Raw genomic sequence first — 20,342 nt, 5'->3', positions numbered from 1 at the left:
AATTTCTTTTATACAATCATTATACTTATATGATGAAAAAATTACTTTTTATTTTCATTAGCTATGTTGCTATAACATCAGCTATTGCGCAAGAAACTTATTACAACGATGTAAACTTAAATCTAACAGGTGTTGCTTTAAAAGATGCATTAGCTACAAAGATTATAAATACACACACAAATGCATTAGATTATACTCCGGGTATTTGGGAGGCTTCTAGAGCAACTGATGTGAATCCGGATAACAGTTCTGAAGTGCTCTTAATATATGGATACAGTGCTACAGGAACAACTTCTAGAACAAGAGGGATAAATGATAACGGAGGAAATAATGGCGATTGGAATCGTGAGCATGTATTTGCCAATTCATTAGGAAATCCTGACTTAGATGCAGGTGGAACCAATGGACCTCCTTATGCAGATGCACACAATTTAAGACCTTCAGATACTCAAATAAATTCTTCAAGAGGAAATAAAAGATTTGCGACTGGATCTGGAAATTCTGGATCAGTAACAGATGGTTGGTATCCAGGTGATGAATGGAAAGGTGATGTTGCTAGAATTGTAATGTATATGTATTTGAGGTACGGTGATCAATGTAAACCTACATTTGTTGGTGTTGGAGATTCTTCTCAAACGCCAGATGATATGATTGATTTATTCCTTCAATGGAATGCAGAAGACCCAGTTTCGGATGTTGAGAAACAACGAAATCCATTTCATGAAAACACAACAAATACTTATGCTCAAGGAAATAGAAATCCGTTTATCGACAATCCAAGATTAGCTACTAGAATTTGGGGTGGTCCTGATGCTGAAGATCTTTGGGGAATTTATTCCAATACAGATACAGAAGCTCCAACAGCACCTACAAATTTAATAGCTTCTAATATAACTACGTCTTCTATTGATCTTTCTTGGACAGCTGCTACAGATAATATTGCAGTTACAAATTATGATGTTTTTGTTGATGGAAATCTTACAAGTAACACAACTAATACAAGTGTTTCATTACTAAATTTAAATTCTAACACAACCTATTCAATAACTGTTTTAGCAAAAGATGCTGCAGATAATGAATCGCCATTAAGTAATGCTATAACACCTACTACTTTAGAAGATACTCAGGCGCCTTCTACTCCAACAAATATTGTGATTAGTAATGAAACCGACACTACTTTTGTAGTCACTTGGAATGCCTCTACTGATGATACAGCAGTTACAGAATATGAAATTTATATTGATAATGTTGTTAATGGTACGTCTACCACTACAACTTATACAGCAACTGGACTTAGTGCTTCTACAACATATAGTGTTCAAGTTTTAGCAAAAGATGCAGTCAATAATACTTCTGCTTTGAGTTCAGCTGTTAATGCAACCACAACCGATGGAGGTACAAGCAGTGCTAACGAATTATTTTTCTCGGAATACGTTGAAGGATCAAGTAATAACAAAGTACTTGAAATAGCCAATGTAACTTCCAATCCTATAGATTTAAGTGTTTACAGTATCAAAAGAAATGGAAATGGAGGGGCAACTTGGTCTGCTCCATTGAATTTATCTGGAACTATTGCTGCTGGTGATGTTTATGTAATTATTAACGGAAGTGCCTCTATTCAAAAATTAATTGATGAAGCTGATTATGTACATCCAAATACTACTAGTACAAATAATGGAGAACCAATAAATTTTAATGGTAATGATCCTGTTGGCTTATTTAAAAATGATGTATTAATTGACATTATTGGTGTTTTTAACGGTGGAACAGCCAATTTTGCAAAAGATGTTACATTAAGAAGAAAAAGTTCAGTTGTTAATCCAAATACAAACTTTGACCTTGTTAATGAATGGGATCAATTTTCAATTGATACTGTTGATAATATTGGAATTCATGATGCTGCTACAGCAAGTGTTTCTGATGAATTATTAGAAAAAATCAACATATATCCTAACCCTATTGCAAATAATACTATTTATATAACTAACAATTCTACTATTTTAATTGAAGAAATTGTTATTTATACCATTAATGGTAAAGAAGTGTATAGAACTTCTAAAGAAATTACTAATGAAGGACTAAAAGTCAAGAGTTTAAGTACCGGAACTTACTTTATTAAAATGAAGAGTAACCTCGGAAATATCACAAAAAAAATACTAGTTAATTAGAAATATAAAGCAGCAAATTTTGCTGCTTTTTTTACGTTCTTAATTCAACTTAAAAAAGTAAATTTGTAGCTTTTAACAACACAACCTAAATAACATATAATGATTCATTTCTTTGGAAACACAAACAGTAAAGTTTTTGCTGTTCAAACATCAAAAGAATTAACAACAGAAGATATTTCAAAACTTACTTGGTTATTTGCGAATAAACCTAAACTTGATATGGCGTCTATTGACGCCTTTTTTGTTGGGCCAAGAGCAGCTATGATTACTCCTTGGAGTACTAACGCTGTGGAGATTACGCAAAACATGGGAATTGAAGGAATCTTAAGAATTGAAGAGTTTGAAGCTGTAAACGATGATTTTACAGATTTTGACCCAATGATTTCTCAAAAATTCAACGGGCTTGACCAAGAAGTTTTTACCATTAATATTACTCCGGAACCAATTTTAGAAATTGAAGATATTAAGTCTTACAATGAACAAGAAGGATTGGCTTTAAGTGATGAAGAAATTGATTATTTAAATGAAGTTTCTGAAAGAATAGGAAGAAAATTAACTGATTCTGAAGTTTTTGGATTTTCTCAAGTAAACTCAGAACACTGTCGTCATAAAATATTTAACGGAACTTTTGTCATTGATGGTGAAGAGCAACCTACTTCCCTATTCAAAATGATTAAAGAAACGTCTAAGCAAAACCCTAATGATATTGTTTCTGCTTATAAAGATAATGTAGCGTTTATAAAAGGACCTAAAGTTGAGCAGTTTGCTCCAAAATCTGCTGATAAACCAGATTTTTATGAGACTAAAGAATTTGAATCTGTAATTTCATTAAAAGCAGAAACACATAACTTTCCTACTACAGTTGAGCCTTTTAACGGAGCGGCTACTGGTTCTGGTGGAGAAATTAGAGATCGTTTAGCAGGAGGAAAAGGTTCTATTCCTTTAGCTGGAACTGCTGTTTACATGACATCGTATTCTCGCTTAGAAGAAAATCGTCCATGGGAAAAAGGAATGAATGAGCGTGATTGGTTGTACCAAACTCCAATTGATATTTTAATCAAAGCTTCTAACGGAGCTTCTGATTTTGGGAATAAATTTGGACAACCATTAATTTGTGGTTCTGTACTAACTTTTGAACATGAAGAAGAAGCACGCAAATTAGGATTCGATAAAGTAATTATGCAAGCTGGCGGAATCGGGTATGGAAAAGCTGAACAAGCTTTAAAAGATACTCCGAAAGAAGGTGATAAAATTGTAATTCTTGGTGGAGAAAATTATAGAATTGGTATGGGAGGAGCTGCTGTTTCTTCTGCTGATACTGGTGAATTTTCTTCTGGAATTGAGTTAAATGCAGTGCAACGTTCAAATCCTGAAATGCAAAAACGTGCGGCTAATGCAGTTCGTGGAATGGTAGAAAGTGATGAAAACATGATTGTTTCAATTCATGATCATGGAGCTGGTGGGCATTTAAACTGTTTGTCTGAATTAGTTGAAGATACTGGAGGAAAAATCGATTTAGATAAATTACCAGTTGGGGATCCTACGTTATCTGACAAAGAAATTATCGGAAATGAATCTCAAGAAAGAATGGGATTAGTTATTTCAGAAAAAAATATTAATACATTAGAGAGAATCGCTGAAAGAGAACGATCTCCTATGTATACTGTTGGTGATGTAACGAACGATCATCGTTTCACATTTGAATCTCAAACCAAAGGAAACAAACCGATGGATTTGGCTTTAAATGATATGTTTGGTAGTTCACCAAAAACCATAATGAACGATGTTACAGTTTCTAGAAACTATAACGAAGTAACTTATACTAAAGAAAACTTCTACGACTACTTAAATCAAGTTCTTCAATTAGAAGCAGTTGCTTGTAAAGATTGGTTAACTAATAAGGTAGATCGTTGTGTTGGTGGAAAAGTTGCTAAACAACAATGTGTTGGTCAATTACAAATTCCGTTAAATAATCTTGGTGTAATGGCTTTAGATTTTAAAGGAAAAGAAGGAATTGCAACTTCTATTGGCCACTCTCCTATTTCTGGTTTAATTGATCCTACTGCAGGAAGTTTAAACTCTATAGGTGAAGCATTAACAAACATTATTTGGGCACCGTTAAAAGACGGTTTACAATCAGTTTCATTATCGGCAAACTGGATGTGGCCTTGTAAAAATGAAGGTGAAGATGCTAGATTATATAAAGCAGTAAAAGCAGTATCTGAATTTTCTATTGATTTAGGAATAAACGTTCCAACTGGAAAAGATTCTTTATCAATGAAACAAAAATATCCAAATGAAGATGTAATTTCTCCAGGTACTGTTGTTATTTCTGCTGCTGCAAATTGTAATGATATTACGAAAGTTGTAGAACCAGTTTTCCAACAAAACGCTGGAAGTATCTACTATATTAACTTATCTCAAGACAACTTCAAATTAGGAGGAAGTTCTTTCGGACAGGTAATTAATAAAATTGGGAATGAAGCCCCTACTATAAAAGATGCTTCATTCTTTAAGAAAGCATTCAATGTAATTCAACAATTAATCAAAGATGAGCAAATTGTTGCTGGTCATGATATTGCTTCTGGTGGTTTCATTACTACATTACTTGAATTATGCTTTGCTAATACAAATACTGGGGCGAATATTGACTTATCTGAATTAAATGAAAAAGATTCAATTAAATTATTATTCTCTGAAAATAATGGTATTATCATTCAATCTAAAGATGATACAATCGAATCTGTTTTAAATGAAAATTCAGTTGAGTTCTTTAAAATTGGTTCCGTTGTAGAAGCAGATAGACTTAACATAAAGAACAATAATGATTTATATTCATTGTCTGTTAGTGAATTAAGAGATACTTGGTATAAAACTTCTTATTTATTAGATCAAAAGCAAACTGCAAATAATTTAGCTACAGACAGATATAATAATTATAAGAATCAACCATTACAATATACGTTCCCTCAAAATTTTACTGGGAAACTACCTAAAATTGATAATTCGAAACCAAGACCAAAAGCTGCCATCATTAGAGAAAAAGGTTCTAATTCAGAAAGAGAAATGGCAAACGCTATGTATTTAGCAGGTTTTGATGTGAAGGATGTTCACATGACAGATTTAATTTCTGGAAGAGAAACTCTTGAAGATATTCAATTTATAGGAGCAGTTGGAGGATTTTCGAATTCAGACGTTTTAGGTTCTGCTAAAGGATGGGCTGGTGCATTTTTGTATAACGAAAAAGCAAATACTGCATTAAAGAACTTTTTCAACAGAGAGGATACTTTATCAGTTGGAATTTGTAATGGATGTCAATTATGGATGGAATTAGAATTGATTAATCCTGATCATGATGTACATGGAAAAATGGTACATAACAATTCACAAAAGCACGAGAGCTCATTTACATCTGTAAAAATTCAAAAGAACAATTCAATAATGTTATCTACTTTAGAAGGTAGTACATTAGGAGTTTGGATTTCTCATGGTGAAGGTAAATTTAGTTTACCTAAACCAGAATCAGAATATGACATTGTCGCTAAGTATGCTTATGAAGGATATCCACATAATCCAAATGGATCAGATTATAACACTGCCATGATGTGTGATAAGACAGGAAGACATTTAGTAACGATGCCACATATCGAAAGATCTACATTCCAATGGAACTGGCCATACTATCCAGAAAATAGAAAAGATGAAGTTTCTCCATGGTTAGAGGCATTTGTAAATGCTCGATTATGGATAGAAGATAAAAACATGTAATTTTAATAAGTTTACATTGTTAAACAAAAAGCACTCACCACAATGAGTGCTTTTTTATTTACATATAACTATTACAATTGTAAACATAGTTGGCTTTTATATTTAATATTCTGATTATAAGTGAAATACTGTTGACGGACATAATAGTTTATAAGTAATAGTAGTTAATGAAGTTTAATTATCTCTTGATACGGATTTAAGCAAATATATACCTTACATATAGTATTAAAAGCGATGATTTGAACTTAATCACGGTAAATAACATTGAATAATAGTTGTTTATATGTCATAATAGATTTTTATTTGTTATCTAACCTACTACCTGTTTACATTTGTAACCAACTCATGTTATAATATTTACTTTATTGGTATTAATATATAATTTTACAATTGTAAATAATTCAATTAGAGTATAATTATAAACTTTCTCTATATGTAAATGTTAAAATGCTCTTTTTTAGGTTTTTATGTACTATTATTTGAAGTTTTAATTTAGTGTTTTTTGTATATTTTTAGATAAATTATTAAAAAAACATATATTTTTCTTGTTTACAAACTTAAAATGAATTATGTTTACATCGTTAAACATTATTATTGTTTACATTTGTAACATGATTGAACGTTTAAAATTAATATTGGATTATTATGATTTGACTTCATCAAATTTTGCAGAAAAAATTGATGTTCCCCGATCAAGTATTTCTCACCTATTATCAGGTAGAAATAAACCGAGCTTGGATTTTATTTTAAAAGTTGACAAAACTTTTGAAGAAGTAAGTTTAGAATGGTTATTATATGGCAAAGGAACTTTTCCAAAAAGTAGTAATAAAGAAACATCTTCTCCCTCTTTATTTACAGAACTGCCGGATAATACTAGTAAAACTGAAGAAATTAAATCTAAGTTAACAACAAACGAACACAAAGTTCCTGTCAATGAATTAAAGAGGTTGATAAAAGTTATCCTTCTATATAGCGATGGAACTTTTGATGAATTTGAAAAATGATTTCTCGTGAATCATTATTTAATAATCCCCAAAGAGAAAATAAGTCTGTATGAAAATACAGACTTATTTATTTTATAGAATATATAAACATTTATCGAAAGTAATAATTTGAGCCTTTAAATTGAAAATTAATCAAAAAGTACTTGAAATTGACATTCGCTCAAAATCGTTTATACGGGAAAATGTACAGCTTAATTTTAAATATGCGATTCTCAGCGAGGCACTTGAAATTAGATTAAACTATTTGATTTTATTATTCTATAAGATATACTTATAAATAAGTAAATTCACATTTTCTGTAGTTTCATCAAATTCAATTAAAACATAGCAAAAAAAAATAAGTCTGTATTTTCATACAGACTTATTAACAAAAACCGATATAAAACAATCCCTATTATAGCACAATCGATTTAATGCTTCTTTTTAATTACAGTTTTTAAGAATCTTAAGGATACTTTGTTCATTATCAACAAAATGTATTTTATCCTCACTATCAAAAGTAACTGTATACTCATCAGTTAATTCAACTGGTAATGTTTGAGATGAAATTACCACTACTGTAGATTCATCTATAGTATTAACACTCCATTCTCCTTCGTAGTTTTGACCATTACCTTCAGCTACAAACGTACCATCTTCTTTAAAGTTGAAATACATCTCATAGCTTTGAGTAACATCATCTCCATTTAATTCAAAGTAATAAACAGACCAAGTACATTCTTTCATTGTGTTTCTTACACGGTCTGCTTGATTATCAGCAGTATCACACACTCTTTCTAACTTTAAAGTGTGTTCTTGCTCACCTTGTAAAATCATCTTGTGCTCGTTTAAATCAGCAAGCAAATAATAATCATTAATATCACCAGTTAACGTTGGAGATGATAATGTAATAGCAACACCACCTGTTGCAATTTCTTGAACAACCCAAGTTCCTTCATGTACATCTTGATCATTTCCTGTTGTCATGATAAATGTTCCATCTTCTCTAAACTCAAAGTGATAGTCATGATATTGAGCTGTTAAATCTTCACCATTTACTTTTAAGTAATACATATACCACTTACATTCTTTGATAAATTCTTTTACTTCAGCAATGTTTGTATTACTTGGACAGTCTTTAACAATTTTAATAAAGTTACCTGCTGCATCTAACATTTCATAGAAGTGATCTCCACATTCAACAATTTTCCAACTTCCATTAAAATCTTGATAATTAGAGTTTAATTTAATATACGTGAAATCACCTTCCTTTTCAACAGTCCAAACACCAGTTGCTTCTTCAACTCCATTAGGATTTGTAACTACAAAGCTAAAATCACTTTTAAATTTAATATGTAAGTTCGTAGTACCATTATCATTCTTGATTTCCCAAAAGCATTCTTTTAGGTTTTCTTTAATAGAAACTACATCACAATCTAAATCGTCATCACCATAATCGTAGTCATCATCCTCATCACAAGAATCTTTAGCTTGATTGATAGTACTAATTAATTCTTCATTATTATTTACTACCACAGTAGAGCCATCAGCTAAAACCATTGTAACTGGAAAGTTCAAACTAGCTAATGTATTATCGTCTAAATTTTCAAGGAAAATATATAATTCCTGATCGTTATTAATTGTCTTTGTATCGATTACATCGAAAGAAGTGTTAAATAGAGAGATAGAAATAGGATACTGAAAATCAATACACTCAATATCATCATCTGGTTCATTTTCACCAACACAAGACTTAATTAACTCTTCTAATTCAGCTTGATTATTGATAACAGTTTCAGTAAAATCACCTGATATAATTGTAATAGGAAATTGAATATCTAACTTATCAATATCGTCAGCAAATTGATCATAAATGTCTTCAATTAAATCATAATCTAATGCAGAATTAATTGTGATTTGGATATCATTAACAATAACTGTTACTGGTAATTTAACTTCTAAACAGTTAGCTTTATCAATAATATTATCAACTGAACCGTCATTAGTTGCAGTTTTAGCCATTAATTTACTTACTTCAGAAGTAGCAGTAAATGACTGGTTGTCATTTGGTTGAGAAATATCAATTGCTTCTTGTTGACATGAAATAATGCTTATCAGCACAAAAACCGATAACGCTAAAAATTTTAAGTGTTTTAAAGTTTTCATAAGTGTCATATATTTTTTTAGGTTTAAATTATTAAATGAGGCCTTCTTATATCTGAAACAATAATCATTTAAAAATTCCTACCCCTGTTTTCATTTTTTTTTAATTTTAGAAAAATTTTTAAAATTTTAATGAAAAAATCTACCGACAAAGATATTTGTAATGAATCACTTTTCGCTTCTTTCTTTACGAAGTACTCGAAAACGTTATTCAATTTTCTCTATTATAAGTTTGGTGAAAAACTCAATCCCGAAGATAAGGTACAAGAAGCATTTTTGAAAGTTTGGCAAAACTGTCATAAAATTACTCCAGATAAAGCCAAGAGTTATTTATACACCACTGCTAATAATTTAATGTTGAATCAAGCGAGTCATGAGAAGGTAAAATTAAAGTATGCAGAAACTCCACAAAAAAGTCATACCGATGAATCTCCAGAATATGTAATGGAAGAAAATCAATACATGGAGAAAATTCAAAAAGCACTTTCAAATCTTACAGAAGCACAACGTGTTGCGTTTATGATGAATCGAGTTGAAGGTAAACGATTTAAAGAAATTGCTGAGATTTTAGACATTTCTACAAAAGCTGTAGAAAAGCGTATTTACGGAGCTTTAAAAAAATTAAGAGAAGATATTGAAGGATTATAATAATGCAAGGGTAGGAATTTTAAAAACTAATCTGTTATATTTATGAGTATTAGTATGGAAAAAGCAACATTAATAAAAAAATGGTTAGACAATGACTTAAGTCCAGAAGAGCAAAAGCAATTTGAAGCTCTGGAGGATTATAATGAATTGATTCAACTTTCGGATAAACTACAACAATTTAAAGCTCCTGATTACACATCAGATGGAGTTTTAGAAAATATACTAGCTACTAAAAAATCTAAAAAAGGAAAATTAATTTCTTTTAATTTCATTAGTAAAGTTGCTGCCATTTTTGTTATTGGTTTTAGTTTATTTTACTTTTTAAGTAATACCAACACAACTGTTAACGCACTGGCAGCGAATAAAGTAAACACAAAACTTCCAGATAATTCAGAAGTTATAATAAATGCTTCTTCTTCAATTACTTTCAATAAGAAAAACTGGAAAACTAAACGAGAAGTTACCTTAAATGGTGAAGCTTATTTTAAAGTAGCTAAAGGTGAAAAATTTGATGTAGTAACGAAATCGGGTACTGTAACTATTTTAGGAACTGAGTTTAATGTTAAAAATAGAGGTAACGATTTTGAAGTTATATGTTTTGAAGGATCTGTATTAGTTACTTCAAATGGTACCTCAGAAAAATTAGCTCCGGGTGATTATTTTAAAACTGGCGTTATGATGAGAAGTACAATTAATAATACTAGTCCTGCTTGGATTCATAATGAAAGTACATTTATAAGTGAACCTTTTAGTAAAGTATTAGAAGAGTTTGAAAGACAATATGATATAAAAATAAAGACAGAAAAAGTAGACACGTCTCTACTTTTTACTGGAAAATTTATTCATGATGATATTGAAATGGCTTTAAAGACGTTAACTTTACCTTTCAACATTGTTGCTAAACAAAAAAACAACACTATTATTTTAACAGGTGAACGTACGAAATAGGTTATTTTTTTTACTATACCTACTGATTTTCAACCTCTTTCCTACTCTTTCTCAAAACACAACATCAGAGAAATTACCATTAAGAGAGGTCTTAGAAATTTTACAACAGCGCTATGAAGTAAGTTTTTCATTTGCTGATAAAACAATTGAAAATCAGTTTATAACACTTCCAGAAGAAGACATGCTTCTCTCGGAAGTTATTACTTTTTTGAAAAAAAGCACGAAACTTGAATTCGACGTTTTAAACACTTCTGTTATTGTAATAAGAACCCAAAAGAAAAAAACAAGAACAAGATCTAATTACGTTGAATTTGAACCGCTTGAGGAAGTTTTAGTTCAAGGCTATTTGACCTCTGGAATTAGTAAAAATTCTGATGGTTCTATTGATTTAGAAACCGATAAATTAGGTATACTCCCTGGTTTAATTGAACCGGATGTCTTACAAATAATAAATTCATTCCCAGGAGTTATCACTATAGATGAAAGTATCTCTAACATCAATATTCGTGGAGGAACGCATGACCAAAATTTAATCTTGTTCGATGGAATAAGAATGTATAAATCTGGACATTTTTTTGGTTTAATTTCAGCTTTTAATCCGTATTTAGATTATGATATTAATCTTTCCAAAAGTGGAAGTAGTGCTAAATATGGCGAAAGTATCTCTAGTGTAATTGATATGAAATTACCAGATAATGTTAGCGAAAAATCAACAACTCAGTTTGGAATTAATATGATTAATATTGATGTATTGACAAGAATTCCGCTTTCTCAAACTACAGAAATCCAGCTTGCAGCAAGAAGATCAATTACCGATTTTGCCAAATCTCCTACGTATAATCAATATTTTAAACGTGCTTTTCAAGATTCAGATTTAAGCGCTTTATTAAATAACAATAGTGTATTAGTAAAAGATGAAAACTTCAAATTTCATGATATTTACAGCAAGTTTATTTGGGATATTAGTCGTGATGATAAACTAAAAGTTGTATTTCTTAACATTGAAAATGATTTGTCTTATGATCAAAAACTTACAGGTTCTACAGGAGATTTAGAACTAAGTAGTGAATTAAATCAGCAAAGCTTTACAAGCGGAATTACTTATGAAAAACAACTACATGACGATTTTAAAATAAGTGCCCAAAAGTATTTTACACATTATGATTTATCTTCGAAAAATGCCGATATTTTAAACAATCAGAATTTAATCCAAGAAAACCTTGTTCAAGACAATGGATTGAAAATTGATGCCAACTATAATTTTAATACTACTGCTTCATTTTTATCGGGTTACCAATTTTCACAAGTGGCAATTAGTAATTTAGAAGATGTTGATAATCCTGAATTTAGGAGATACATTAAGCAAGTTTTACTCTCACATGCTGTGTATAGTCAATTCAATTACACAACTGACAGAATTCAATTAAAAGCTGGCGCTCGATTAACCTATTTCGATAAATTCAATCGCTTTTCAATTGAACCAAGAATAACCTATAACTATAAGTTTTTAAACAACTTCAGCTTACTAGCGACCGGAGAAATGAAAAGTCAGTCAGTATCACAAATTATTGATTTACAAGAAGATTTTTTAGGAATTGAAAAAAGACGCTGGGTTTTGGCCGACGAAAATACCATTCCTATAATAACAAGTAAACAAGCTAGTCTAGGTGTTTTTTATAAGAAAAATGATTTATTAATTAGCGGTGAATTCTATCTCAAAAATGTAAACGATATAAGTGCTAGAAGTCAAGGATTTCAAAATCAGTTTCAATTTGTAAATGATATTGGAAATTATACCGTAAAGGGTTTCGACTTTTTAATTAATAAAAGATTTCAAAACTTTAATACGTGGATTAGTTATAGCTATAATGTTAATAATTACGACTTTGCTAGTTTAAATAATGCAGAAACCTTTCCTAACAATGTGGATGTTAGAAGTGTTGTAAACATTGCTGCCAATTATACATATAATGATATAAAACTAGCACTTGGCTTAAATTGGCATACAGGAAGACCTTACACTAAACCTTTACAATCAGACAATACCATTATTAGAACTATCAATTTTGACAACCCAAATAGTGCTCGATTAGCAGATTATTTACGATTCGATGCTTCCCTCCAGTATCAGTTTAAAATAGGAAATACCGATGCTTCTTCAGGTATCTCAGTTTGGAGTGTTTTAGATAAAAGAAACATTTTAAATACCTATTTCGACCTTGAAAATAATAGGATTAATCAAGTAGAAAATACTTCATTACGAATTACACCAAATGTAAGTTTTAGAGTTTATTTTTAGTATAATTTTTAAAATTTTGCCGTAAAGAGATAAATATTGTATAATTTTAACATTATTTTCTTAAATAAATTAATAGTATTTAATTTTAAAAATTAGTAACCAAAACAAAATCACCCCGAAACCTAACTAAGCAAAATATTGTTTAGTATGCTCTAAATTCTAAGGAATTATATAATTCTATTTTTAATTACCACCAAAAATAATAATAGTTAAAGAACACCTCCCATTAAATAGTGTTCAAAAAGCCCACTACCTGATATTCCAATCTCATTTTTAATGAGACTGTTATATATATCAATTAATTATTAACCTAAAACCCTTCAAAATGAAAAACAAAAATTTCATTATTACTTATTTATTCATTTTAACACTATTCCTCTCGTTAAAAACTTTTGCACAGCAAAAAGAAGCCATGTTTTACGCGACCATGAAAACTCTAGACGCTAATGAACTCCAAAAAAATCATCCTAACGAAATAATTATTATCGAATCTATTGATGAATTTAGTGCGGTAATGCTTACCAATCATGCAGCAGAAGAATTGCATCATAAAGTTTTGGTTCACGGACCAGGTTTTGTATATGAATCTTCTCGTGAAAATGCTTTGAAATCTATAAAACGAACTAAAAAGTATAAGGCAAAAGCTTCGGCTCAAAGTCGAAATAATTTACAGCCTTTTTCTATTACTCAACAAACACTTGTAAACCAAAGTTTAAATTTAGTTGATAATATAAATATCGAAGCACAAATTTTAGAATTACAAGGATATGGAACTAGATATCATACAACTAACAGTGCTAGACAAGCAGTGTTGGATTTAAAAACAAAATGGGAAACTATGGCTTCTGGGCGAAATGATGTTTCAGTTAGAATTGTAAACCATTCATCCACCAATATGCCTTCGGTTGTTATGACTATAACAGGTTCAGAGTCACCAGATGAATATGTGATTATTGGCGGACATATAGATTCAACTGCCTCTGGAAACAACAATACTAATGCTCCTGGAGCAGATGACAATGCCTCTGGTATTGCTACATTTACGGAAGCTGCAAGAGTTTTATTTGAAATGAATTATCAACCAAAAAGAACTATCGAGTTTATGGCTTTTGCTGCGGAGGAAGTTGGTTTAAGAGGTTCACGAGAAATAGCTGAAGATTATCGAAACCGAAACGTAAATGTTATCAGTTATTTACAACTTGATATGACCAATTATAAAGGTTCTACTAATGATATTTATATTTCTACCGATTCTTATAATGATGATACGTTAAACAGCTTCTTAATTGAGCTTTTAAACTATTATAATGCTTCTGGAACTCATAAACTAACCTATGGAACTTCTAGTTGTAATTATGGTTGTTCAGACCATTATAGTTGGGCTCAAGAAGGTTACAATGTAGCATTTCCGTTTGAAGCTTCTTTTAGAGAAAGCAACCCTAATATTCATACAACAAGAGATACTTATGATAGATCTCCAACTCCAAATGCTACTCATGCTGCAAAATTTGCAAAACTAGCCTTAGAGTATTTGATAGAAATATCAAATGCACCAACTACTACGCCACCTGTTGATACTTGTTCTCAGACTATTTCAAGTTTTCCTTACACTGAAAGTTTTGAAAATTCTATTGGTGCTTGGAGTCAAGAAACCAACGATGATTTAGATTTTACAAGAGATTCTGGAGGAACTCCTTCTTCTAATACCGGTCCATCTGGTGGAGCTTCAGGGAATTATTACTTATATGTTGAAGCATCAGGTGATGGAAGTGGTTTTCCAAATAAAAAAGCCATTTTAAATTCTCCTTGTTTTAATGTAAGTAATTTAAGTTCTCCTAAATTTAAGTTTAGTTACCATATGTACGGGTCGGCTATTAACACTCTTGAAGTAGAAGTTCGAATAGAAGGAGATGCTACTTGGAGCTCTCTTTTCTCGGAAAGTGGCAACAAAGGAAATAGCTGGAATAATGCCACATTAGATTTAAGTAGTTATAAAAATCAGAATAACATTCAGTTTAGATTTATTGTTATCACTGGATCAGGAAGTTCTGGTTGGCAAAGTGATATAGCAATAGATGCTGTAAGTGTTGAAAATGAAGTATCAGATCCAGATCCTACTCCAACTTGTGAAACTTTAGATTTTTCTAATTACACTATTACTTCTTTCTCTAACCAAGACTCTGATGGTACCTATTCTGTAGGAAATACAGGGAACTCTTTAGCGTTAAGTAATAATACTTGGAAATATATAAACTATCCGTATACCGTAACTTCTCAAACGGTTATTGAATTCGATTTTTCTAGCACTAATCAAGGTGAAATTCATGGTGTAGGATTTGAAAACGATAATACGTTGACTTCTAATCGCTATTTTAAAGTACACGGAACGCAAAACTATGGAATTACCAATTATGATAATTACAATAGCGGAACTACTACTTACATAATTCCAGTTGGAAGTTTTTACACAGGAACTATGGATCGTTTAGTGTTTATAAATGACCATGATAGTGGTTCTGGCAATACTTCTGTTTTCAGTAATGTGAAAATATATGAAGGTTCTTGTGGTTCTTCAATTCAAAATAAAAGTGTTACAACTGTTGATGTAATAAATTTAGGTGATGAAGATGAAATTTCTCCATTTGAATTAATGGTTAGCCCAAACCCAAGTAATGATATATTTACCATTCGCATGCAACAAAAACCTAAGCAGCAAACTGAAATACTTATATTTACTATTGAAGGAAAAGAAATTATTCGAAAACAATTAGTTAATAATGAGTTACGTCTTTCTGCTAAACAACTTAAGTTAAGCTCTGGTATTTATATATTAAAGCTAAGGAACAATGAAAAAGAAGTAATTTCTAAGAAGATTATAATTAAATAAATAAGGAATTTTATCAGAGATTATTTGTATAATTAAACATCTCTATTATATATTTATATTGTTTTCCATTTAAGATTAATAAAAAAGTCTGTATTAAACAAATACAGACTTTTTTCTTTTCTATTATATTAGATTAAATATCAATATATAAATACTAATTATTTTCCAAAACCACCACTACCGGCATCACATGGATAAATAACCTTATTAATTGATTTAACACAACCATCCTGTGTATTAATAGTAGCTGTTAATGTAAAAGGGTTTAAACTAGCAGCAGCAACTTGTACTTCAGCTGCACCTGATTGTGCCATAATGGTTCCATAATTTACAGACCATGTCACATCATTATTATTTCCGCTATAATTTAAATGATACCTACCATATGGATGTGATGCAGGATAACAAGCTTCTATGTCTTCTATAATTGTCCCAGTAACTCCATCACATGGATTAGGAATTGGGCAATCACCTTGTCCGAAGGTTAGAACATCTCCACAATGCACACCTGTTGGATTACTAGATTCGTAGACATCTACTTCTAGCTCACCTCCTTGAAAGTTAGCTACATCAAAACTAACTACTACACTTTGACCTGTACTACTTCCTACAATATTCATTGTATTATTTATAGAAGTAACACTCCACTGAAATACAGGATTTGAATATCCAGAAATAGGAAGCGTGTATGTTACCTGATTTCCAGAAATAGATACTTCTTGGATTCCTCCACAACCAGCAAGCTTAACAAATTTTTCACTTGTTGAATTTGGTATTTCTTCATTCATAACATTTTCCTTTTCAGAACAAGACATTAATGCTAACACAAAAGAAAATGCTAACATTTTAATAAAGTTTTTCATAATAATTTAAATTTATAATTAATAAAGCTAAAGTAGTTTTTTAAAAAAAATAAAAGTATTATATATTGTTAATATTAAGTTAATCCCTTCATCTATTTATCAGATATTAGTTAATAAGGAATTTATAAAACATCTTGACATAATAATACAATAAATCCTAATAGCTTTTTTAGTTATAACGAATACAATTATAGGGTTAACATCTTTATTATTAACAAGTTAAGAAGCTTAAAGAACGATTATTATTAAATAAAAAAGAGGGCTTAAACGCCCTCTTTTTTAAATATATTATCTAAGAAAAATTAAACTTATTAAGTCAACATTCCTCCATCAACTGATAATGTTTGACCAGTGATATAAGCGCTCATATCAGAAGCTAAAAACACACAAGCATGTGCTATATCTTCAGGAGTTCCTCCACGTTTTAAAGGAATTTCATTTCTCCATCCTTCAACAACTTTCTCATCTAATTTCGCAGTCATTTCAGTTTCAATAAAACCAGGAGCCACCACATTACTACGAATGTTTCTAGAACCTAACTCTAATGCAACAGACTTAGAAAAACCTAAAATTCCAGCCTTAGAAGCAGCATAATTTGCTTGACCAGCATTTCCTTTTAAACCAACAACAGAGCTCATATTAATAATTGAACCTTTGCGTTGCTTCATCATTGGACGAATAACGGCCTTAGTTAAATTAAACACTGATTTTAAATTCACCTCAATAACTTTATCGAAATCATCTTCAGAGATTCTCATTAATAAGTTATCTTTTGTAATTCCTGCGTTATTTACTAAAATATCAATAGTTTCAAATTCCTCTAAAACATTTTTAGCTAATTCTTGTGCCGAATCAAAATCAGCTGCATTAGATTGATATCCTTTTGCGTTTACTCCAAGTTCTTTTAACTCATTTTCTAAAGCTACAGCTGCATCAACAGATGAACTGTATGTAAAAGCCACATTAGCTCCTTGCTTTGCAAATTCTAGAGCTATTCCTCTACCAATACCTCTGGTAGCACCAGTAATGATAGCTGTTTTGTTTTCTAAAAGTTTCATTCTATTTAATTAGTTGTTTGTAAATATAAAAAGAATTCCCGCTAAAAAACGGGAATTTATATTATCTAAGAATATTTAATGACTTATCCTAAAACCTTAGCAACCATTTCTCCAATTTTAGCTGGTGATTCAACAACGTGAACTCCATTTTCAGCTAAAATCTTCATTTTTGCTTGAGCAGTGTCATCAGCTCCACCAACAATTGCACCAGCGTGTCCCATTGTTCTACCTGCAGGTGCAGTTTGACCAGCGATAAAACCAACAACTGGCTTACGGTTACCGTCAGCTTTAATCCAACGAGCAGCTTCTGCTTCTAACTGACCACCAATCTCACCAATCATAACGATTGCTTCAGTTTCGTCATCATTCATTAACATCTCTACAGCTTCTTTAGTAGTAGTTCCAATAATTGGATCTCCACCAATACCGATAGCAGTTGTAATACCGTAACCTTGTTTTACAACTTGGTCAGCAGCTTCATATGTTAATGTTCCTGATTTAGAAACGATACCAACTTTACCTTTTTTGAAGATAAATCCTGGCATAATTCCAACTTTAGCTTCTTCTGGAGTAATTACTCCTGGACAGTTAGGCCCAACTAAAGTACAATCTTCTTTAGCATCAATATAAGATTTCACTTTTACCATATCTGCAGTAGGAATTCCTTCAGTAATACAAATAATTACTTTAATTCCAGCTTCAGCAGACTCCATAATAGCATCAGCAGCAAATGCTGGTGGTACAAAAATAATAGATGTATCTGCTCCTGCTTTTTGCACTGCTTCATCAACAGTATTAAATACAGGCTTCCCTAAGTGCTCTTGACCTCCTTTTCCTGGTGTTACACCACCAACAATGTTGGTACCGTATTCAATCATTTGACCAGCGTGGAAAGTTCCTTCACTTCCTGTGAAACCTTGTACAATAATTTTTGAATCTTTATTTACTAAAACGCTCATTGGTTTGTTTTTTATTTTTAGTGTAGCAAAAATAGTTTTTTAATTGGGTATAAGCAATTAAATTATCGTTACTTTTTTTCTTTCTTTACTTCGTTTTTAATGTGAACTATTTCACGCATTTTTTGACGGTATTCTTCTTGAGGAGTTCCAAAATACACACCTTTTTTAAGAGATTTCATAACTCCGGTTTGCGCCATTAGTACAGTGCCTTTTTCTATACGCAAACCACTAATAACACCTACTTGCCCCCATATAGTAACTTCGTCTTCGATAACTGTACAACCAGCAATTCCAGATTGAGCTGCAATCAAACATTTTTTTCCGATAATAGTATCGTGGCCAACATGTACTTGATTATCAATTTTTGTTCCTTCTCCGATAGTCGTATCACCAGTAACACCTCTATCGATAGTACAAGAAGCACCTAAATCAACATTATCTTCAATAATAACTCTTCCTCCTGATATCAATGGATCAAAACCTTCAGGTCTTTTCTTATAGTAAAATGCATTACTACCAAGAACTGTATTCGAATGTATTGTTACATTATCTCCAATAATACAATCATTATTTATAGAAACATTAGCATGTATAATACAATTTCTACCTATTGTAACATGTTCTCCAATAAATACATTCGGTTGAATTATGGTGTTCTCTCCTATTACAGCAGAGTCCGAAATACTACTTTTAGAAGCAATAAAAGGATTAAAATATTTAGTTAACTTATTAAAGTCTCTAAAAGGGTCATCTGAGATTAAAAGCGTTTTTCCCTCTGGACATTCAACTTCTTTGTTAATTAAAACAGTAGTAGCTGCCGAGTTTAAAGCTTTATCGTAATATTTAGAATGATCAACAAAAACTATTTCTCCCTCTTGTACCACATGGATTTCATTCAATCCGGTTATCTCAAAATCAGGGTGTCCTACGTAGCTCAAGCCTAATAAATTAGCTATTTTACTTAGCGTTTGTGTTTCTTTAAATTTCATACATAAAAAATCCCGCATTAGCGGGATAAAAATTATAAAAAGTTATTCCTTAATTCTTTCTGAATAAGCTCCTTTTTCAGTATCAATCTTAATTTTGTCTCCAACATTAATGAATAAAGGAACATTTACTCTTGCGCCTGTTTCAACCGTAGCTGGTTTAGTAGCATTGGTAGCTGTATTTCCTTTTACTCCTGGCTCTGCATGAGTAACTTCTAAAATAACATGTGAAGGCATTTCTACCGACAAAGGCATATTATCTTCTGTGTTTATAAGTATTGTAACCACCTCTCCTTCTTTCATGAATTCAGAACCGTCTACTACATCTCTATGAAGTGTAATTTGATTGTAATCTTCTGTATTCATAAAGTGTAAATCATCTCCTTCAGCATATAAATACTGAAATTTATGAGTTTCAACACGAACGTCTTCTATTTTATGACCAGCAGAAAACGTATTATCTATTACTTTACCTGTTGTTACACTTTTTAATTTAGTTCTTACAAAAGCAGGACCTTTTCCTGGTTTTACATGTAAAAACTCAATAACTTTAAAAATATCACTACTGTACTTTATACATAGTCCTTTCTTAATATCTGAAGTTGATGCCAT

At 31.0% G+C, this 20,342-nt stretch carries 13 protein-coding genes; 7 read left to right on the top strand and 6 right to left on the bottom strand.

The window, feature by feature from the left end:
- Window positions 1-29: 29 nt before the first annotated feature.
- The 3 genes from EV195_RS06850 to EV195_RS06840 all read left to right on the top strand — a co-directional run bounded on the left by EV195_RS06850 (window position 30) and on the right by EV195_RS06840 (window position 6,940).
- Entirely contained in the window at window positions 30-2,168 is a 2,139-nt protein-coding gene (locus EV195_RS06850) for an endonuclease (protein WP_132794190.1), read from the top strand.
- 99 nt (window positions 2,169-2,267) lie between these two features.
- Complete coding sequence (gene purL / locus EV195_RS06845) at window positions 2,268-5,936, top strand: phosphoribosylformylglycinamidine synthase (RefSeq protein WP_132794189.1); 3,669 nt, start codon at window positions 2,268-2,270, stop codon at window positions 5,934-5,936.
- A gap of 569 nt (window positions 5,937-6,505) precedes the next feature.
- Window positions 6,506-6,940, top strand: coding sequence for a helix-turn-helix transcriptional regulator (locus tag EV195_RS06840; RefSeq protein WP_132794188.1), 435 nt, complete (start codon window positions 6,506-6,508; stop codon window positions 6,938-6,940).
- Between the two features lie 423 nt (window positions 6,941-7,363).
- On the opposite strand, the gene EV195_RS06835 is transcribed toward EV195_RS06840, so the two are convergent.
- Window positions 7,364-9,085 carry a hypothetical protein gene (locus EV195_RS06835; protein ID WP_132794187.1) on the bottom strand — a complete coding sequence of 574 codons (1,722 nt, stop codon included), beginning with the start codon at window positions 9,083-9,085 and terminating at the stop codon, window positions 7,364-7,366.
- Window positions 9,086-9,214: 129 nt separating this feature from the next.
- Here EV195_RS06835 and EV195_RS06830 point away from each other — a divergent pair, with 129 nt between their 5' ends.
- The 4 genes from EV195_RS06830 to EV195_RS06815 all read left to right on the top strand — a co-directional run bounded on the left by EV195_RS06830 (window position 9,215) and on the right by EV195_RS06815 (window position 15,864).
- Window positions 9,215-9,730 carry an RNA polymerase sigma factor gene (locus EV195_RS06830; protein ID WP_132794186.1) on the top strand — a complete coding sequence of 172 codons (516 nt, stop codon included), beginning with the start codon at window positions 9,215-9,217 and terminating at the stop codon, window positions 9,728-9,730.
- 42 nt (window positions 9,731-9,772) lie between these two features.
- A complete protein-coding gene (locus EV195_RS06825) occupies window positions 9,773-10,678 on the top strand; it encodes a FecR family protein (protein WP_243693084.1) in 906 nt (301 codons plus the stop codon).
- Complete coding sequence (locus EV195_RS06820) at window positions 10,662-12,977, top strand: TonB-dependent receptor plug domain-containing protein (protein WP_243693083.1); 2,316 nt, start codon at window positions 10,662-10,664, stop codon at window positions 12,975-12,977. The genes EV195_RS06825 and EV195_RS06820 overlap by 17 nt, the downstream gene beginning before the upstream one ends.
- A gap of 325 nt (window positions 12,978-13,302) precedes the next feature.
- Window positions 13,303-15,864, top strand: a complete 2,562-nt coding sequence (locus EV195_RS06815; RefSeq protein ID WP_132794185.1) for a M20/M25/M40 family metallo-hydrolase — start codon at window positions 13,303-13,305, stop codon at window positions 15,862-15,864.
- Between the two features lie 158 nt (window positions 15,865-16,022).
- On the opposite strand, the gene EV195_RS06810 is transcribed toward EV195_RS06815, so the two are convergent.
- From EV195_RS06810 to efp, 5 genes are all read right to left on the bottom strand, one after another.
- The gene (locus EV195_RS06810; RefSeq protein ID WP_132794184.1) at window positions 16,023-16,727 is read right to left on the bottom strand and encodes a hypothetical protein; all 705 of its coding nucleotides are present in this window, start codon (window positions 16,725-16,727) and stop codon (window positions 16,023-16,025) included.
- Between the two features lie 311 nt (window positions 16,728-17,038).
- On the bottom strand, window positions 17,039-17,785 hold the full coding sequence (gene fabG, locus EV195_RS06805) for a 3-oxoacyl-[acyl-carrier-protein] reductase (protein WP_132794183.1): 747 nt from the start codon (window positions 17,783-17,785) through the stop codon (window positions 17,039-17,041).
- An 83-nt stretch (window positions 17,786-17,868) separates the two neighbouring features.
- Window positions 17,869-18,744 carry a succinate--CoA ligase subunit alpha gene (gene sucD / locus EV195_RS06800; RefSeq protein ID WP_132794182.1) on the bottom strand — a complete coding sequence of 292 codons (876 nt, stop codon included), beginning with the start codon at window positions 18,742-18,744 and terminating at the stop codon, window positions 17,869-17,871.
- Window positions 18,745-18,812: 68 nt separating this feature from the next.
- Entirely contained in the window at window positions 18,813-19,733 is a 921-nt protein-coding gene (locus tag EV195_RS06795) for a UDP-3-O-(3-hydroxymyristoyl)glucosamine N-acyltransferase (protein WP_132794181.1), read from the bottom strand.
- A gap of 42 nt (window positions 19,734-19,775) precedes the next feature.
- On the bottom strand, window positions 19,776-20,342 hold the full coding sequence (efp, locus tag EV195_RS06790) for an elongation factor P (protein ID WP_132794180.1): 567 nt from the start codon (window positions 20,340-20,342) through the stop codon (window positions 19,776-19,778).

The sequence above is a fragment of the Tenacibaculum skagerrakense genome (genome assembly GCF_004345825.1).
GTDB classification, from domain to species: Bacteria; Bacteroidota; Bacteroidia; order Flavobacteriales; family Flavobacteriaceae; genus Polaribacter; species Polaribacter skagerrakensis.
Note: the sequence above shows the minus strand (reverse complement) of the source record. Positions and strands in the feature narration are given on the sequence as shown.